Below are 16,167 nucleotides of genomic sequence, written 5' to 3' on the forward strand. Positions count from 1 at the left end.
CGGTCAGCAGCCCGCATGGTTGAGCAATTCTATGTGCGGCTTCCCAAGCTAAAGACAAGCGCGCCACCTAAAACGGCGCGCTCGGATAGAAGCGCAAGATAGCATTCGCCAGCTCCTACCCAAGCGTTAACAGCTTAGGCCGTTTTTGAGGAGCTGAATAGCTTATCTATCCGACCGAACACAGAGGGGTAATTTGAGCGATACCAGTCGGTTGCTCGTGGCACCCGACGCCCATAGTTAATTCCGGTAATTCTCTTTCCTTCTTCGGTAATAAATTCGCCAAACTCGACTGCAGTTCCCTTGGAAAGAAGAGTTGATTCGGTTTCAGTAAACGGTATGAAGCCAGGTTCGTTACTGATACCTGCAAATAGTTTATGGAACAACTTAGGTGTTAGTTCACAGTCGAGAACGAAGTGATAGCGGTGACTGTCCGACTCGTTAAGCGCAGCGTGGACGCAGCCGTGATGGAAGAAATAGAGATTGCCAGCTTCGAAGTGAAATTCTTCACCGTCAAGTAGCATCCTTGCAGCATCGTTTGTCACGATTGGAAGGTGGAAGCGTACACGGAACGTGCGCCCTGATGGCGTTGCAGTAATTGGACTCTCTTCATGCAGCGAGAGTCGCGAACTGGAACCGAGGCCGTTTAGACGCAAATTAACAAGGTCATTCCCAAACAGTGCAGCAAACCTCGAAATGGCGGCCAAGTCGGGGAAGGTTAGCTTTTTTGGCACCTTGCTTGGAGGGGCAAAATCCGTTAGGAACTCATCACTCTTGCCAGTCGCGTTGTAGAGCGAGAACTGCCGTGCGGATCCTTGTGGTTGCGTCCAATAAGTTGTATGAGCTTTGTCACCAACGTTAGAGGAAGGTTGGCCGCCGATAATCCAAGCAACCTCCTTCTTGAGTTCTTCGAACCACTGCGGATCAATGCGACCTAGTGCTTTGACCTTAACGCCCCCTTTGTGTGCATATGCCAGAAGATATTGCTCACAAAATTCTTGGTACGTGTACATTCACGTTGTCTCCGGAATCGTTGAGGGAATGATGCTTGGCTCTTCGAAGCATCTTCACACAAAATTGACTGCGAGACAATGCTGATTGTTGTCAATTTGTGACTTCCGGTTTTCAGTTGCATAAAAGATGTAACTTTGTCAATGGCTGGGAACTATATGAGCGTCACTTCTGGCCCAGGGTGGAGATGAACCATCACGTCCATAGGCGAAAGTACCGATGCATCATCGGGCTAACAAGCCTGAAATTTACGTGTGGCGGATCGTTTGAGATGGCGTCTATATTAGATGACCATCTAATATACACTACTGTTGATCTGTACAGCTTTCGCTGTAAGTGTTTGATTTTGTTGGTCGGGGCGAGAGGATTCGAACCTCCGACCCCCTGCACCCCATGCAGGTACGCTACCAGGCTGCGCTACGCCCCGACGAACTCCGAAATTATATCAGAGCTCGTCGGAATACTTGAGTTTTTGTTATACGTTTGCGCCCAGTCTTTTGCGCTTTCGCATGTGGACAGCGTCAATACGGACCCGGTTAGGCGAAGGCCAGGGCCGCATCCGCGGTGCGCGCCGGCTGTTCCGGGGCGCTTGCCAGCAGCTCGGCGGCCGCCTCCAATACCGTATTTGGCGCCAGGGCTTCGGGACAGGCGTGGTGTCCTTGCGGGCAGCGGCTGCGCAGGCAATTGCGGCAGCTGACGTCGTGGAACAGCAGGCGGTGCGCGACGCGCCAGGGGGGGCTGGGGATTGGTCGGCGCGTACAGGTCCACCAGCGGCGTGCCGACAGCGGCGGCGATGTGCGCCGGTCCGGTATTGCCGGTAATGAGCAGGCGCGAGGAACGGATCAGCGCGCCCAGTTCTCCCAGGCCGAGCTTGCCGATCAGCGAATGCACCGGCCCGGTCCGGGTCTCGGTGAGCGGGCGCAGCGATTCCCGTTCGCCCTGGTCGCCGGTGAGGATGAGCGGAAAGCCAAAGCGCGCGCCCAGCATGCCGAGCAGGTCTTGCCAGTGCCGGATCGGGTAGCGGCGCGAGGCGGCGCTGGCGCCGGCATGCAGCACCAGGTAGGGCGCCGCCGGGTCGATTCCGGCCGCCTCGAGCATGGTTTTCACACACGCCGCGGCCGCGCCCGGGACGGCGAAGGAGAGCGCGGTGTCGGCGGTGGTGCAACCGACGTGGCCGACCAGGTCGAGCTGGCGCTGCACTTCGTGGCGCGTCGCGCGTTCGGGCTCGCGCTCGGGGACCCAGTCGGTGAGCAGCTGGTAGGGGTTCTCGCGGCAGGAGGCCAGGCGCAGCGGGATGCCGGCCAGGTGGCACAGCGTCGCGGCCGGCAGCGGGCTTTGCGAATACGAGGTGAAGATGACGGCGGCGTCGAAACGCCCGGCGCCAGGTACGGCCGGCCCGTCGGTCAGTCGTTTTGCGCAGTCTTGCAATGCGCTTGGGGTGGCCGGCTGTGCGTGCTTCATCCACGGCGCCCGGTAGCCGATGACGGCGTCGAGCTCGGGGATGTATGGCGCCGCGGCCGCGCCCGACGGCGAGGTGAGCAGGGTCAGGTAGCAGCCCGGAATCGAGGCGCGCAGGGCGCGCATCGCCGGCGTGCACATCAGCACGTCGCCGAGCGAATCGAGGCGCACGCACAGGATGCGGCGCGCGCCCCGCCAGGAAGGCGGCAAGCGATTGCTCACCGAAGCTCCTCGTGGGCGGCGATCAGCGTGGCCGCCGCATACAGGTCGGGCGCCATGCGGGTGGGGACGCGGCGCGGGCCGAGCCGCCATTCGGTCTCGTTGCCGTTGTCGATGAGCAGGGTGCGGCAGCCGGCGCGGTTGCCCGCTTCGACGTCGTGCAGGATGTCGCCGATCATCCAGGATTCGCGCAGGTTGATGGCGTGGTCGTTGGCGGCCTTGAGCAGCATGCCGGGCGAGGGCTTGCGGCAGGCGCACATCACGGCATAGTCCCCGACGGTGCCCAGTGGATGGTGGGGGCAGTAATAAAAGCCGGCCAGCGCCAGGTTTTCGCGGAACAGCAGGTCGGCCAGGCGGTCGGCGACCGGTCCCATGGCTTCTTCGCCGAAGCAGCCGTGCGCGATGCCGGACTGGTTGGTGACGACGAAGAATCGGTAGTCGAGCCGTGCCAGCAGGCGCAGGGCCGCGCCGGCGCCGCTCACCAGCCGGATGCGGCGCGGCTCGACGTTGTAGGGCAGGTCGTCCACCAGGGTGCCGTCCTTGTCGAGGAAGATCGCTTTCATGGCCACGAGGTTTCGCGCAGCGGCAGGACGGTGAGTTCGGCCACGACGGTGGTCGGCGGCAGCACCAGCACCGAACGGATGGCGTCGGCCACGTCGGCGGGATCCTGCAGGCTGTCGGCGTCGAGCTCGGGGAAGCGTTCGAGCAGGAAGGGCGTGCGCATGCCGCCGGCGATCACGGCGGTGACACGGACGTTGTCGGGACGCAGCTCGGCGTGCAGCGCATGCGACAGGCCCAGCAGGCCCCACTTGCTGGCGTGGTAGGCGCTGGCCTTGGGCCAGGCGCGCTTGGCGGCGGTCGAGGCGATGTTGACGATGTGCCCGCCGCCCTGGCGGCGCATCGCATCGGCCGCGTATTTCGACAGCAGGAAGGGGGCGGTGAGGTTGGTGCCCATCACGCGCAGCCAGTCTGCGTCGGGCAGCTCGGCGATCGGCAGGGTGACGTCGGTGCCGGCATTGTTGACGAGGATGTCGAGACGGCCGAGCACGCCCAGCGCGTGTTCCACGATGCGCGGCGCGGCGGCCGGATCGGCGATGTCGACGCCCAGCGCGTGCGCCTGCACGCCCTGTTCGCGCAGCTGCGCCATGCTGTCGGCCAGGCGCGCGGCCTGCAGGTCGACCCCGAAGATGCCGGCGCCGGACGCGGCCAGGCGGCGCGCCAGTGCGGCGCCCAGGCCGCCCGCGGCGCCGGTGATCGGTACGGCCTTGCCCTGCAGGGAAGGGTGGTGCAGCGTCGTGGTGCTCATGGGCTCCTCAGGTCGGAAGGATGGCGGCTTGCGCCGCCGGGCGGGTGGTGTCCAGCACGTCGGTGTAGATGGCGGCCAGTTGCGTGGCGACGTGGCGCCAGGTGTAGTGCTCGCAGGCGCGGCGGCGCCCGGCTTCGCCCATCGCGCGCGCCAGCTCGGGATGGCGCTGCAGGCGCGCCAGCCGGTCGGCCAGCGCGGCGGGGTCGCGCGAGGGGATCAGTAAGCCGGTCACGCTGTCGTTGACGGTGCTCTTGATGCCGCCGACTTCGGCGCCGATCACCGGTCGGGCGCAGGCCATCGCCTCGACCGGGGTGATGCCGAAGGGTTCGTACCAGGGCGTGCTGGCGAAGACATTGGCGGCGCTGTAGTAGTCGCGCAGCGCGGCGCGCGGCTGCTGGCCGGTGAAGCGCACGTGGGCGCCGACGCCGAGATCGGCCGCCACGCTGCGCAGGCGACCCAGCTCGACGCTGTCGCCCGGGTGGCTGCCGTTGGCGCCGCCGGGATCGCCGCCGACCACCAGCAGCTGGGCATCGACGCCGTAGCGGTGACGCAGCATGGCGACGCCCTGGATGACGGTGTCGACGCCCTTGCGCGGCACCATCCGCCCGAGTTGCAGCACGATGAAGCGCTCGGCCTCGAGGCCCAGGCGGGCGCGCGCCTCGGCCATCGGCACCGGCCACAGTTCGTCAGGCGAGAAGCCGCAGGGCGCGATCACGATGCGCGAGAGCGGCGCGCCGTAGAGCCGCTCCATGTCGTGGCGGTCTTGCGGGCATTCGGCAATGATGCGGTCGGCCGCGCGCATCAGCGTCGCTTCGATGCGCATGCGGGCGATCGGGAAGGTGTCGGCGGTGCCCTGCGCCAGCCGGCGCACCCGCCCCAGCGCATGGAAGGTGATCACGAAGGGCAGGCCGAGCGTCGCCTTCAGGTGCTGGGCGACCATGCCCGACATGAAGAAGTTGGCGTGCGCGATGTCGTAGGCCACCGGCTGGCGCCGCGCGAAGCGGGCGACGTGGCGCGAGAAGGCGTCGACGTAGGGCAGCATGTGCTCCTTGGGCAGGTAGCGCGGCGGGCCGGCCGGCACGTGGATGACGCGGATGTTGTCGCACCAGTGCACGAGCGGCCGCTGCTCGGCGGCGTCGCGGCGGGTGAAGACGTCGACCAGGTGCCCGGCGCGCGCCAGTTCGCGGGCGAGCTGGGCCACGTAGACGTTCTGGCCGCCGCAATCGACGCTGCCGGGCGCGGCCAGCGGCGAGGCGTGGTCGCTGATGATCGCGATGCGGTGGCGCGCGGCGCCGCCGGGCAGCGCGGGTAGCGCGGGTAGCGGCGGGGAAGGCAGTGCCTGGGGCGCCGCCTGGGCTGCCGCGGACGCCACGCTGGCCGCGGCCTGGACTTCGTTGAGTTTCATGCTTGCTCCTGCCGTGTCGTGCCCAGGCCGGTGACGTGGCGCAGCGCGGCATCCCAGTCGCTGCTGAAGCGGCCGATCGAAAAGCGGTCGCGTGCGGTACGGCGGGCGCCCTCGCCGAGGTGACGGGCCAGCGCCGGATCGTCGAGCAAGGCCTGCATGTGGCCGATCAGGCTGGCCAGGTCGGTCGCGGCGTAGCCGGACACGCCGTTCTCGACCACGGTCGCCATTTCGGTGGTGGCCAGGGCGACCACGGGCAGCCCTGCCATCATGGCCTCGATGCCGGCCAGCCCGAGGCTCGAATAGCGGAACGTCCTGGAACAGAATGCAGTCGAATTCGTGCTGGCGTGCCCGCTCGGCCGGCAGCTCGATGAGGTTGTCGCGCCATGGCATGCTGCCGCAGCGCCCGCCGTAGCCGGGCGGATGGCCGGGCTTGGACAGCACGTAGAAATCGTGCGGCGCGTGCGACAGGTAATGCAGGTAGGCGCCATGGGTGTGCCAGGTGAGGACTTTCAGTCTGCGCATGGCGGCCTCACGCGAAGCGGACACGGTAGCGCACCGCGCCGGCCAGGCGCCAGAACACGGCCAGCGGCGGCAGCAGCGCCGAAGTGACGACCATCTCGGCCACGTGCGCCGGCGTGTGCGCCACGCCGCGCAGCCGCTGCGCGCACAGGCGCCCGGTGAGCAGCAGCCAGGCGGCGAAGGCCAGGCCGGCGAGCACCGGCAGCCCGGCCAGCAGGCCCGCCAGCGCCAGCAGCAGCACGCCGACGACGACGTAATGGTCCCAGCGCGGGCGCGGCTCGACGCGCTGGCGGTACAGCGCCGGGTGTTTCTTGTAGAGCAGGGCGTCGAAGACCGCGTGGCGGATCTGCAGCAGGCTGGCGCCCCAGGGCACCGGCCGCAGCGGGTGGACCACGAGCGCGCGTGGGGCATGCACGACGGCGACGCCGTGTTCGAGCAGCCGGAAATACATGTCGGCATCGCTGCCGCGCGGCACGCTGAAGCGTTCGTCGAAGCCGTCGAGCCGGGCCAGGGCGGTCTTGCGGAAAAAGCAGCTGGCGCTGGTGAAATCGGCTTCCTCGTGGCTGTGGGCACTGCGCTGGTATTCGGTGGGACGGGCCGGCATCGGGGTCTGGATGCTGCCGCAGACCACGTCGATCTCGTCGCCGAAGGCGGCCATGCCTTCGGCCAGCCAGCCGGGTTCCGGCACGGCGTCGTCGGTGGTGAAAGCGACGATCGGCGCGCGCGCGGCGCGCCAGCCGCGGTTGCGCGATGAGGCCGGGCCGACCGGCCCCGGGTTGGCGACGTAGGACAGGCGCGGGCCGCGCTCGAGGGTGCGGGTGCGCCAGCCGGCCACCAGGTGCAGGGTGTTGTGGTTGGGCTCGTCGTCGACGACGATGATTTCGTAGTGATGCGGATCGAACTGCTGGCGCAGCAGGGCGTCCAGGCAGCGGTCGAGCAGATCCATGCGGCCGCAGGCGGGCACCACCACCGAAACCGCGATCCTTGCGTCATCCGTCGTTGCAGGCATGTCTCGTCTCCAGTCACAGGCGCCGCCACCGCGGCGTGCGGACGACGGGGCGTGTTGAGTGCGGTTGGAGTCGGACGGGAACGGATGGGTTCCCTCAGGGTGTTGCGGCTTGGAGGTGGATCAATGATCGGCCCGGATGGGGCCTGAAGGCTGGGGCGTGGAGCGGGAAGGGCGGCAGGGCCACCTTCCCCGGGAAACCGGGCTACGCTAGTTCACTTGCGCGAGAAACCGGTATCGTCGTCCATCTTGCGGTCGCCCGCCAGGCGGTTGGCGCCCGCCGGGCTCTTCGGCAATCCGCCGGCGGCGTCGTTCGATTCGTGCACCGGATCGGGGACGTTCTGCATGCTCTGGCCCGGCTTCCAGCTCTTGTCCTCGGTGCGCGGGCCGCTGTTGCCCGGGCTGCGCGGCAGGCCGCCGGCGGAGTCGTTCGACTTGTGCAGCTCCGCCTTTCCTTCGCTTCCGCCGGGGCCGGTCTGCGAGCCGCTGCGGTCGGTGCTTGACTGCCGGTTCTGGTTCTCTTGCTGGCTCATCGTTCCCTCCTTTGCTGTTTGGTATCGTTCGGGCCAATCGCCATGCCGGTACCCGGACCCTTCGCCGTGTCGCTCTGGCTGTTGCCGTAGCCCACCTGGGCAGTCGTGCCCTGGGACTGGTAAGTGCCTGGGGCCACGCCGTGCTGCGGGCCGAGCGACCCGCCCTGCAGTTCGGGTTGCCTTGCGTCGTGCGGGTTCATGCGCTCGGTGTCCTGGGTATGGCCCTGCTGGTTGGCCGGATGGGCGCGCAGGTCAGTGCCGGAATGCTTGTCGCGGTGGCCGACCGGCTGCTCCAGCAGGCCCCAGGCGCCCGAATGCTGTTCCATCTGGCGCTGGTGGCTGTCGGTGATGCCCTGCTGCGGGCCCGAGCCGCCGGTCTGCTGGCTCTGCAGCGAGCCGCCGGGCAGGTCGTCGGGAACCGGGCCCGGCAGGGTGGTTTCGTCGTCGACGCGCCCCCCGTCTTCGGCAGCCACTTCCTGCTGCCCCATGCGCGCCGGATCGTCGGTCGGGCGCATTTCGTTTTCGCCGCGGATGGCCTGCCGGTCCGGTTCTTGCGGATAGGTATGGTCCAGCGGGCCGGACTGGGTATTGCCCTTGGCGCCCGGCGTCCATTTCTCGTTGGCGCCATTATTGGTCTGGTTGTTGAACTCACTACGTTGGTTCGCGTCCATGTCCACTCCTTTCGCTGTGTCCTTGCAGGGGCATGCGCCCCGCATATGTTGCCATGATGCGCGTACACCCTTGAACACAGTATAGGAAGACGTAGGAATGCGGTGTAGGACGGATACTGAAGGGTTTATTGACTACTGGAAGTACAATTTCATTAATGCATTTTCTGTCGCGTGAAGTCCTACAAAGTCATCTGAAAGCGTCCTATACCGGCATTCATCAGTGCTACCTAAGATGATTTCGCCGGTCACTCATCGGGCTTCGGTTTTGATCGGTAACACGCCTGCCGCAGGACGCGGCGGTTCATATGCGTACAAGGGAGAAAATCATCATGGCCTCAGGTAATCAAGGTAACAAGCAGGGCAGCAATCAGGGCGGAAACAGCCAGAGCAGCGGCACCCGCAACCGCGGTTTCGCTTCGATGGACCCTGCACGCCAGCGTGAAATCGCCAGCCAGGGCGGCAAGGCCGCCCACGCCAAGGGAACGGCCCACGAGTTCACCTCGGAAGAAGCCCGCCGTGCCGGCAGCATGAGCCACGGCAACCGTCAGTCGGCCAGCGCCGGCTCGGGCGGCCCGTCGCGCGCAGCCTCCAGCAAGGGCGGCCGCAACTCGCAAGGCGGTCGCGGCTCGAAAGAGTAAGCACGCCGTGTAGCCCCTCCCGCGCGGCAGGAGGCGGCAGCAAGTCGACAATGGGGAGCGCAAGCTCCCCGTTTTGTTTTTCGAACCACGGATACCACACAACGCGATGGTGGGATGCGGTAGAATCGCTGCGCCTTTTTCAACCTTTTCCCTAGGAATATCGTCGTGAAACCTGCGGTAATTCGTCAAGTCAAGAGCATGTCCATGTCCTGCGATCGCGTCGGCAATCTCTTGTTGGTCAAGTTCTCCAACAAGGGCGCCAGCGACCTGGGCATCTATGTACCGGCCTCCATCGTGTTCTGGCTGCTGAAGCACCTGCCGGCAAACCGGGACCCGAACCTCGTCGCCCCCCCGGCCGGCCCGCAGATCACGCAACAGGATTGGGACAACCCCTATACCCCGCGCGCCCAGTACGTCCAGTGCAAGGAAATGCCGGGCGCGCTGCGCATGCACTTTGCCCTCGACAGCAAGGAAGACCTGACCGTCGTGCTGGACCGCAGCAACGTCGAACTGATGCGCCAGATCATGATGATGTACACCAAGGACCTGATCGATCTCGACGCGCAGTAATCCCATCAGGCAGTGCACCGGCGCAGGCCGGGCAGGGTGGGCCGCCCGCGTCGCGGCCCGCCAACCTGGCGCATCGCACGCTACATCCCCGTATGATGCGCTTCTCTTGAACGGACAATGAAGGATTCCGCCATGCCCATCAAAATCAGCCAGACCTTCGACTCCGGCGCCATCGAGGTCCTCCGGGTCGACGGCCCCAAGGCGATCGACCTGAACCTGCGCAAGGATTCGCACGCCGACATCCATCAATGGTTCCACTTCCGCCTGCAGGGCGCGCGCGGCCAGGCCTGCGCGATCCGCATCCTGAACGCGGGCCAGGCCACCTACCCGAAGGGTTTCGAGGACTACCAGGTCGCCGCCAGCTACGACACCGAGAACTGGTTCCGCGTGCCGACCAGCTTCGACGGCCAGGTGATGACGATCAACCATACGCCTGAACTCGACAGCATCTACTACGCCTATTTCGAGCCCTACACCTGGGAACGCCACCTGCGCCTGCTGGGCGAAGTGGCCGAGAACCCGATCGCGCGCGTGCACGACATCGGCACCACGATCGACGGCCGCGACATGAACCTGGTCGTGATCGGCAACCCGCAGGCGGAAAAGAAGATCTGGGTGATCGCGCGCCAGCATCCGGGCGAGACCATGGCCGAATGGTTCGTCGAGGGCATGATGGATGCGCTGCTGGACAGCGCCAATCCGGTGGCGCGCAAGCTGCTCGCGCGCGCCGTGTTCTATATCGTGCCGAACATGAACCCGGACGGCTCGGTGCGCGGCAACCTGCGCACCAACGCGGCCGGCGCCAACCTCAACCGCGAGTGGATGACGCCTTCGCTGGAGCGCAGCCCGGAAGTGCTGTGCGTGAAGAACAAGATCCACGAGACCGGCGTCGACATGTTCTTCGACATCCACGGCGACGAGGCCCTGCCGTACAACTTCGTGGCCGGCAGCGAGATGCTGGCCGACTTCACGCCGGAGCGCCTGGCCACCCAGAACGCCTTCATCGAGCGCTACATGGCGGCCAGCCCGGACTTCCAGAACGTGTACGGCTACGCGGCCAGCAAGTACAACGAAGAGCTCCTGACCCTGGCCTCGAAGTACATCGGCCACACCTTCAAGTGCCTGTCGCTGACCCTGGAGATGCCGTTCAAGGACAACGCCAACCTGCCCGACCCGCACACCGGCTGGAACGGCGCCCGCAGCGCGGCGCTGGGCGCGGCCATCCTGCAGCCGATCCTGCAGACGCTGGACTGAGGCGCCGCCATGGGCGTCGAGATCGAGCGCAAGTTCCTGCCGGCCGGCGACGGCTGGCGCACGCAGGGCGAACCGATCCTGCTGCGCCAGGGTTACCTGTGCGCCGATCCGGCGCGCACCGTGCGCGTGCGCATCGAGGGCGGCGAGGGCCGGCTGACCATCAAGGGCAAGAATACCGGCGCGACCCGCGGCGAGTGGGAGTATCCGATCCCGCTGCCGGAAGCCCAGGAACTGCTCGACCGCCTGTGCGAGCGCCCGCTGGTCGAAAAATACCGGCGCCGCATCCCGTATGCGGGCTTTACCTGGGAAGTCGATGAATTCCTGGGAGAGAACGCGGGCCTGGTCGTGGCCGAGATCGAGCTGCCCTCGGAAGATGCGGTGTTCGACAAGCCCGACTGGATCGGCGAGGAAGTCACCGGCGACAAGCGCTACTACAACTCCAGCCTGATCCGTTTTCCATATTCCCAGTGGACGAATCCATGACCCATGTTTCACGCCGCAGCGCGCTGGCCTTGTGCCTGGCCGCGCTGCTGCCGCCGCTTGCCGGCTGCGCCGTAACTTCAAGGACCCCGTCGACTTCCAGCTACTTCCCGCCGGCCGGCGAGTGGTCGCGCAAGTCTCCCGCCGAGCTCGGCATGGACCCGGCCGCCCTGGCGGCCGCCGTGCAGTTCGCGCAGTCGCACGAAACCACCCGCGCCCTCGATTTCTCGGACCAGGAAGCCACCTTCGGCAGCCGCCTGGGATCGATGCCGACCAAACGCGCGCGTACCAATGGGCTGGTAATCTACAAGGGCCACGTGGTGGCCGAGTTCGGCGACACGCAGTTCGTCGACCCGACCTATTCGGTGGCCAAGAGCATGCTGGCCACGGTGGCGGGCGTGGCCGTGCGCGACGGCCGCATCGCCGTGGACGAACCGGTGGCAAAGCGCGTGACCGACGGCGGCTATGCCTCGGCGCGCAATGCCCAGGTGAGCTGGAAGCAGCACCTGCAGCAGGAGACCGAGTGGGAAGGCAGCCTGTGGGGCAAGAATGCCGACTTCATCGGCAAGGACGCATTCGGCGCCGGCGAGCGCAAGCCGCGCGCCTTGCAGGCGCCGGGCAGCTTCTACGAATACAACGACGTGCGCATCAACCGCTTTGCGCTGTCCCTGCTGCGCGTGTTCGACCAGGCGGTGCCGGACGTGTTCCAGCAGCAGGTGATGGACCCGATCGGTGCGTCGTCTACCTGGAAATGGATCCCGTACCACAACAGCTATGTGGAACTGAACGGCAAGCAGGTGGCATCGGTCAGCGGCGGCACGCGCTGGGGCGGCGGCATGTGGATCAATTCCTGGGACATGGCGCGCTTCGGCTACCTGTGGCTGCGCGGCGGCGCCTGGGACGGCAAGCAGATCCTGCCGCCGTCCTACGTCAAGGACGCGCTCACGCCGAGCGCGCACGGACCGGACTACGGCTACCTCTGGTGGCTCAATACCAAGGGCAAGAACCTGCCGGGCCTGCCCACCACCGCCTACGCCGCCCTCGGCGCGGGCAGCAACACCATCCTGGTTTCGCCCGAGCACGACCTGGTGATCGTGTGGCGCTGGCATGCGGGTAATGCTGCCGAGTTTGCCACCAGGGTCATCGCCAGCATCCGGCGCTGATCGTCCAGGCCACGCGCCGGGGGATGAAACGCCGCGCGGGCCGGGCGGCCCGCGCGGCTGATACCGCTGAGCGTATCAGTGGAAGTGCTCGGTGCCCGCCGGGGTATCTTCGGGCATCTCGGCATGCACCAGCTCGCCCGTCGGGTCGGCGAACAGCGGGCCACCGCAGTCGTCGCAGTATTCAGCGGGGTAGCGCTCGTTGATGCGCTTGATGTGGGCGATGCCGGCCTCGTTCAGGTGGGCGACGATCTCGTTGATCGGGGTCAGCGGGGCAGGGCCGGCGGCGAACGGGCCTTCCATCGGGGTACCGTTCTCGTCTTCCTGGCCGTACAGCGGCCAGACGATGCCGTACATGACGTCGCTGTCCTGGCGCATCGTGAACGAGACGCGGTATTCGTCGATCTGGATGTCGGTGGATTCCTCGCCGAAGCCGGCGATCACGGCGCGCAGGTCGGACGGCTCCACGCCCAGGGTGTGGGTCAGGTAGTGCACGGCGGCGCGGATCGAGATCGGACGGATCAGCTTGTCGGCTTCGCGGCAGGCCACGTAATACGCTTCCGGCAGCAGCAGCTCGACGCCGCAGCCCGGCAGCAGGCGCGCGAGGTTGGCCGTGCCCTGGGCGCGCCACTGTTCCAGTGCGCGGTTGCGTTCTTCGGCGAAACCGATGTGGTGCTGCGGCTCTTGCCAGCGGAACATCGGCGCGCCCTGCGGGGCGACGATTGCCGCCAGCAGGTAGCGGGTGTCGGCCAGGAAGGGCGCGGTTTCTTCCGCGCGCGCGGCCGGCTTGACCGTGCCGCCCTTGTGCGCGGCCGCGGCCAGCTTGTGCGTCAGCGCGTAGGTCTCGGCATGGCTGCGCGGCAGCTGGTCGATCGAGTACAGCGTGGGCGCCATCGCGATGCGGGTGCCCTCGGCCAGCAGGTGGGCGGAGAAGTGCGCCTGCAGGGTGCTCAGCATCTCTGCCGGGATATTGCCCGAAGCGATGTTGAAGCGGGTCCAGGCGAGCACCGGCGCGGCCACCAGCAGGGCCTGCCAGGTGACGTCGCCGCCGTCCTGCTGCTCGACCATGGTGGCCGACTCGCTCACGGCCTCGACCGCATCCATCAGTACGTCGTACGAGGCGAGATCGTCCTTGAACAGGGCGTTCAGCGCGGCGTCGATGCTGTCTTGGTGATTGGTCTTGAGCAGCTTCTGCAGTTGCGTGTCCAGTTGGTGCTCCCAGGTCCGCTCCTCGACGCGGCTGGCGGCCTGCATGATGGCTTGCGCAATGCTGACGAGACGCTGGCTTTCGGCGGAGAGTTTAGGGGTTGAATCTTTGGAAGGACGACGCATGGCGCTAGGGGTCTCTCTTTTCAAATAATGGTGAAGGTCATGATAAACCCATACCCCGCATATTGTAGTTGATTCGGCCACAGGCCACGAGCACGCGGACTTGTTACACCGCTGAAAGACAGCGCTTGCAAAAAACCCAAACACAAACCATAATGCGAATCGTTCTCATTAACGTTTTCTTTTAGGCCTGGCGCCTATCCTTGACCAAAGAATAAGATGACCACGATTACCTCGCAGGCAAGCAGCAGTTTCATCAAGAGCAAGAAACACTCCCGTCTCTCCACGACCAGCATGTCGGCTGCCGTGCTGGCCACGCTGGCCATGCCGCTGGCCGTCCATGCGAGCGGCGTCGCCGATGCCGCACCGGAACTGGCCGCCGATGCCAAGCTGCCGCAGGTACACGTCACCGGTGGTAACGACCGCGCCGTGCAGGGCCCGGTGCGCGCCAGCTCGGACAAGTTTACCGCGCCCTTGCTCGACACCCCGAAATCGGTCACCGTGGTGACCTCCGAAACCATCTCCCAGACCGGCGCCGTGTCGCTGACCGATGCGCTGCGCACCGTTCCCGGCATCACCATCGGCGCCTCGGAAGGGGGTAATCCGGTGGGCGACAACCTGTTCATCCGCGGCTACAACGCCCAGACCGACACCTACATCGACGGCGTGCGCGATTCCGGTTCGCAGTCGCGCGAGATCTTCGCGATCGAGCAGGTCGAAGTGGTCAAGGGTCCGAATTCGGCGTTGGGCGGCCGTTCCTCGGCCGGCGGCGGCATCAACATCGTCACCAAGACGGCGCGCGACACCAACTTCAATAACGCCACGGTCGGCCTGGGCACCGACAAATATGCCCGCGTCACCGCCGACATCAACCGCGTGGTGGGCGCGAACACCGCCTTCCGCCTCAATACCATGGTGCACGCCAACGACGTGGCCGGCCGCGACGTCGTCGGCGGCGAACGCTGGGGCATCGCGCCCACCGTGACCTTCGGCCTGAACGGCCCGAGCCGCGCGATCCTGAGCTATTACCACATGCAGAGCAGCGAGATCCCGGATACCGGCATCCCGTTCAACAACCCGGTCACCAGCGGACCCGACCTTGCGAAGAACGGCGGCGGCACCCCGTTCACCGTGGACCGCGAAGCCTTCTACGGCCTCAAGAACCGCGATTTCCGCGATACCAGGACCGACGTCGCCACGGTCGACCTGCGCCACGAGTTTGCTTCGGGTCTGGCGCTGCGCAACGTCACCCGCTGGGGCAAGACCGGCCAGGAATACATCTACACCCAGCCGGACGATTCGAAGGGCAACACCGTCCGCTACGGCACCGTCTGGCGCCGCGCCAATACCCGCGACGTCGATACCCGGACCCTGGCCAACGCGACCAGCCTGAGCGGCGAGCTGCGCGCCGCCGGCATCAAGCACAGCTTCAACGTCGGCGTCGAGTTCTCGCGCGAGGAAACCGACCGCGGCAGTTTCGTGTTCACCCCGGGCACCAACAATCCGCTGACCGGCAGCTTCACCTGCCCGACCGCGGGCGCGGCCACCCTGTACAACTGCACCACCCTGGTCAACCCGAATCCGCACGACCCGTGGGTTTATACCCGCAGCAAGTCGCCGACCCTGACCAGCGTCGAGACCCGCACCCGCGCGGTCTACGGCTTCGACACCATCGAGTTCACGCCGCAGTGGCTGCTGAACATCGGCGCGCGCTGGGATGACTTCTCGAGCACCCTGAACACGCCCGCGACCGCGACCCAGGCCCGCGTCGCATCGAGCTTCGACACCTACCAGGCGGGCCTCGTGTACAAGCCGAAGGCGAACGGCAGCATCTACGTGTCGTGGGCGACTTCGGCCACTCCGCCGGGCAACGACGGCGGCGACGGCCTCGACGCGCTCAGCGTAGCGGTGCAGAACCTGCAGCCGCAGAAGAGCCGCAGCATCGAGCTGGGCACCAAGTGGGAAGTGCTGCCGGGCGGCCGCCTGTCGGCCAGCGCGGCCGTCTTCAAGAGCGACATGGACAATGCCCGCGTCACCGCGCCGGACGGCAGCACCCAGAACGTGGGCCGCAAGGAACTCAAGGGCGTCGAGCTGGGCCTGTCGGGCCGCATCACCAAGGCCTGGACCGTGTTCGGCGGCTACACCTACCTGGACGGCGTCATCGCCGACAACGGTTTCGTGAACACCGGCACCAGTTCGGCGCCGGTCTGGTCGCCGTCGCCCTTCAACGGCAACGCCTTCCCGACCACGCCGAAGCACAGCGCCTCGCTGTGGAGCACCTATGCGGTCGGCAAGGCCTTCACCTTCGGCGTCGGCGCCAACTACGTGGATCGCCAGTTCGCCAACGTGAACAACACCAAGTACTCGCCTTCGTACACCCGCTTCGACGCGATGGCGACCTATGCGCTGAACCCGAGCGTGTCCTTCCAGCTCAACATCCAGAACCTGACGGACAAGCTGTACTTCGACCGCGTCTCCTCGCCGCATTATGCCGGCGTGGGCCCGGGCCGCTCGGCCAGCCTGATGGCCAACCTCAAGTTTTAAGGGTACCACCCCCGCCGGGCAACCGGATTCGCCCTCCTGATACCATCAGGGGGGCTTTTTTATGCGA

Annotated in this window: 15 protein-coding genes, 1 tRNA gene and 1 pseudogene; 6 read left to right on the forward strand and 11 right to left on the reverse strand. The window is 66.1% G+C overall.

Annotation, left to right across the window (positions count from 1 at the left end; all coding sequences use genetic code 11):
• Window positions 1–134: 134 nt before the first annotated feature.
• From AB3347_RS14650 to AB3347_RS14695, 10 genes and pseudogenes are all read right to left on the reverse strand, one after another.
• Window positions 135–1,010 (reverse strand): aspartyl/asparaginyl beta-hydroxylase domain-containing protein, encoded by an 876-nt coding sequence (locus AB3347_RS14650; RefSeq protein ID WP_369092540.1) that lies wholly within the window; start codon window positions 1,008–1,010, stop codon window positions 135–137.
• Window positions 1,011–1,358: 348 nt separating this feature from the next.
• Window positions 1,359–1,435, reverse strand: a tRNA-Pro gene (locus tag AB3347_RS14655).
• Window positions 1,426–2,688, reverse strand: a complete 1,263-nt coding sequence (locus tag AB3347_RS14660) for a glycosyltransferase family 9 protein (RefSeq protein ID WP_369092541.1) — start codon at window positions 2,686–2,688, stop codon at window positions 1,426–1,428. Before AB3347_RS14660 ends, AB3347_RS14655 begins: the two co-directional genes overlap by 10 nt.
• Complete coding sequence (locus AB3347_RS14665) at window positions 2,685–3,248, reverse strand: D-glycero-alpha-D-manno-heptose-1,7-bisphosphate 7-phosphatase (protein WP_369092542.1); 564 nt, start codon at window positions 3,246–3,248, stop codon at window positions 2,685–2,687. The genes AB3347_RS14660 and AB3347_RS14665 overlap by 4 nt, the downstream gene beginning before the upstream one ends.
• The gene (locus AB3347_RS14670) at window positions 3,245–3,991 is read right to left on the reverse strand and encodes an SDR family oxidoreductase (RefSeq protein WP_369092543.1); all 747 of its coding nucleotides are present in this window, start codon (window positions 3,989–3,991) and stop codon (window positions 3,245–3,247) included. The genes AB3347_RS14665 and AB3347_RS14670 overlap by 4 nt, the downstream gene beginning before the upstream one ends.
• Before the next feature lie 7 nt (window positions 3,992–3,998).
• Entirely contained in the window at window positions 3,999–5,396 is a 1,398-nt protein-coding gene (locus AB3347_RS14675) for a glycosyltransferase (RefSeq protein WP_369092544.1), read from the reverse strand.
• Window positions 5,393–5,918 (reverse strand): annotated as a pseudogene (locus AB3347_RS14680) (glycosyltransferase). Before AB3347_RS14680 ends, AB3347_RS14675 begins: the two are co-directional and overlap by 4 nt.
• Before the next feature lie 7 nt (window positions 5,919–5,925).
• On the reverse strand, window positions 5,926–6,924 hold the full coding sequence (locus AB3347_RS14685) for a glycosyltransferase family 2 protein (RefSeq protein ID WP_369092545.1): 999 nt from the start codon (window positions 6,922–6,924) through the stop codon (window positions 5,926–5,928).
• Window positions 6,925–7,136: 212 nt separating this feature from the next.
• Window positions 7,137–7,454, reverse strand: a complete 318-nt coding sequence (locus AB3347_RS14690) for a hypothetical protein (protein WP_369092546.1) — start codon at window positions 7,452–7,454, stop codon at window positions 7,137–7,139.
• Complete coding sequence (locus AB3347_RS14695; RefSeq protein ID WP_369092547.1) at window positions 7,451–8,125, reverse strand: hypothetical protein; 675 nt, start codon at window positions 8,123–8,125, stop codon at window positions 7,451–7,453. Before AB3347_RS14695 ends, AB3347_RS14690 begins: the two co-directional genes overlap by 4 nt.
• 329 nt (window positions 8,126–8,454) lie before the next feature.
• Between AB3347_RS14695 and AB3347_RS14700 the strand changes: the two genes are divergently transcribed.
• From AB3347_RS14700 to AB3347_RS14720, 5 genes are all read left to right on the forward strand, one after another.
• Window positions 8,455–8,763, forward strand: coding sequence for a KGG domain-containing protein (locus AB3347_RS14700; RefSeq protein WP_159703246.1), 309 nt, complete (start codon window positions 8,455–8,457; stop codon window positions 8,761–8,763).
• A 204-nt stretch (window positions 8,764–8,967) separates the two neighbouring features.
• The gene (locus AB3347_RS14705; RefSeq protein WP_369092548.1) at window positions 8,968–9,333 is read left to right on the forward strand and encodes a hypothetical protein; all 366 of its coding nucleotides are present in this window, start codon (window positions 8,968–8,970) and stop codon (window positions 9,331–9,333) included.
• A 132-nt stretch (window positions 9,334–9,465) separates the two neighbouring features.
• Window positions 9,466–10,587 (forward strand): M14-type cytosolic carboxypeptidase, encoded by a 1,122-nt coding sequence (locus AB3347_RS14710; RefSeq protein WP_369092549.1) that lies wholly within the window; start codon window positions 9,466–9,468, stop codon window positions 10,585–10,587.
• 9 nt (window positions 10,588–10,596) lie between these two features.
• Complete coding sequence (locus AB3347_RS14715; RefSeq protein ID WP_369092550.1) at window positions 10,597–11,070, forward strand: CYTH domain-containing protein; 474 nt, start codon at window positions 10,597–10,599, stop codon at window positions 11,068–11,070.
• A complete protein-coding gene (locus AB3347_RS14720) occupies window positions 11,067–12,230 on the forward strand; it encodes a serine hydrolase domain-containing protein (protein WP_369092551.1) in 1,164 nt (387 codons plus the stop codon). Before AB3347_RS14715 ends, AB3347_RS14720 begins: the two co-directional genes overlap by 4 nt.
• Before the next feature lie 75 nt (window positions 12,231–12,305).
• Here the strand turns inward: AB3347_RS14720 and AB3347_RS14725 are convergent, their stop codons facing one another.
• Entirely contained in the window at window positions 12,306–13,559 is a 1,254-nt protein-coding gene (locus tag AB3347_RS14725; RefSeq protein WP_369092552.1) for a DUF2863 family protein, read from the reverse strand.
• Window positions 13,560–13,775: 216 nt separating this feature from the next.
• Between AB3347_RS14725 and AB3347_RS14730 the strand changes: the two genes are divergently transcribed.
• Window positions 13,776–16,100, forward strand: a complete 2,325-nt coding sequence (locus tag AB3347_RS14730) for a TonB-dependent receptor (RefSeq protein WP_369092553.1) — start codon at window positions 13,776–13,778, stop codon at window positions 16,098–16,100.
• The last annotated feature ends 67 nt before the right edge of the window (window positions 16,101–16,167 follow it).

The sequence above is a fragment of the Massilia sp. X63 genome (assembly GCF_041023745.1).
In the GTDB taxonomy this organism is placed as follows: domain Bacteria; phylum Pseudomonadota; class Gammaproteobacteria; order Burkholderiales; family Burkholderiaceae_D; genus Telluria.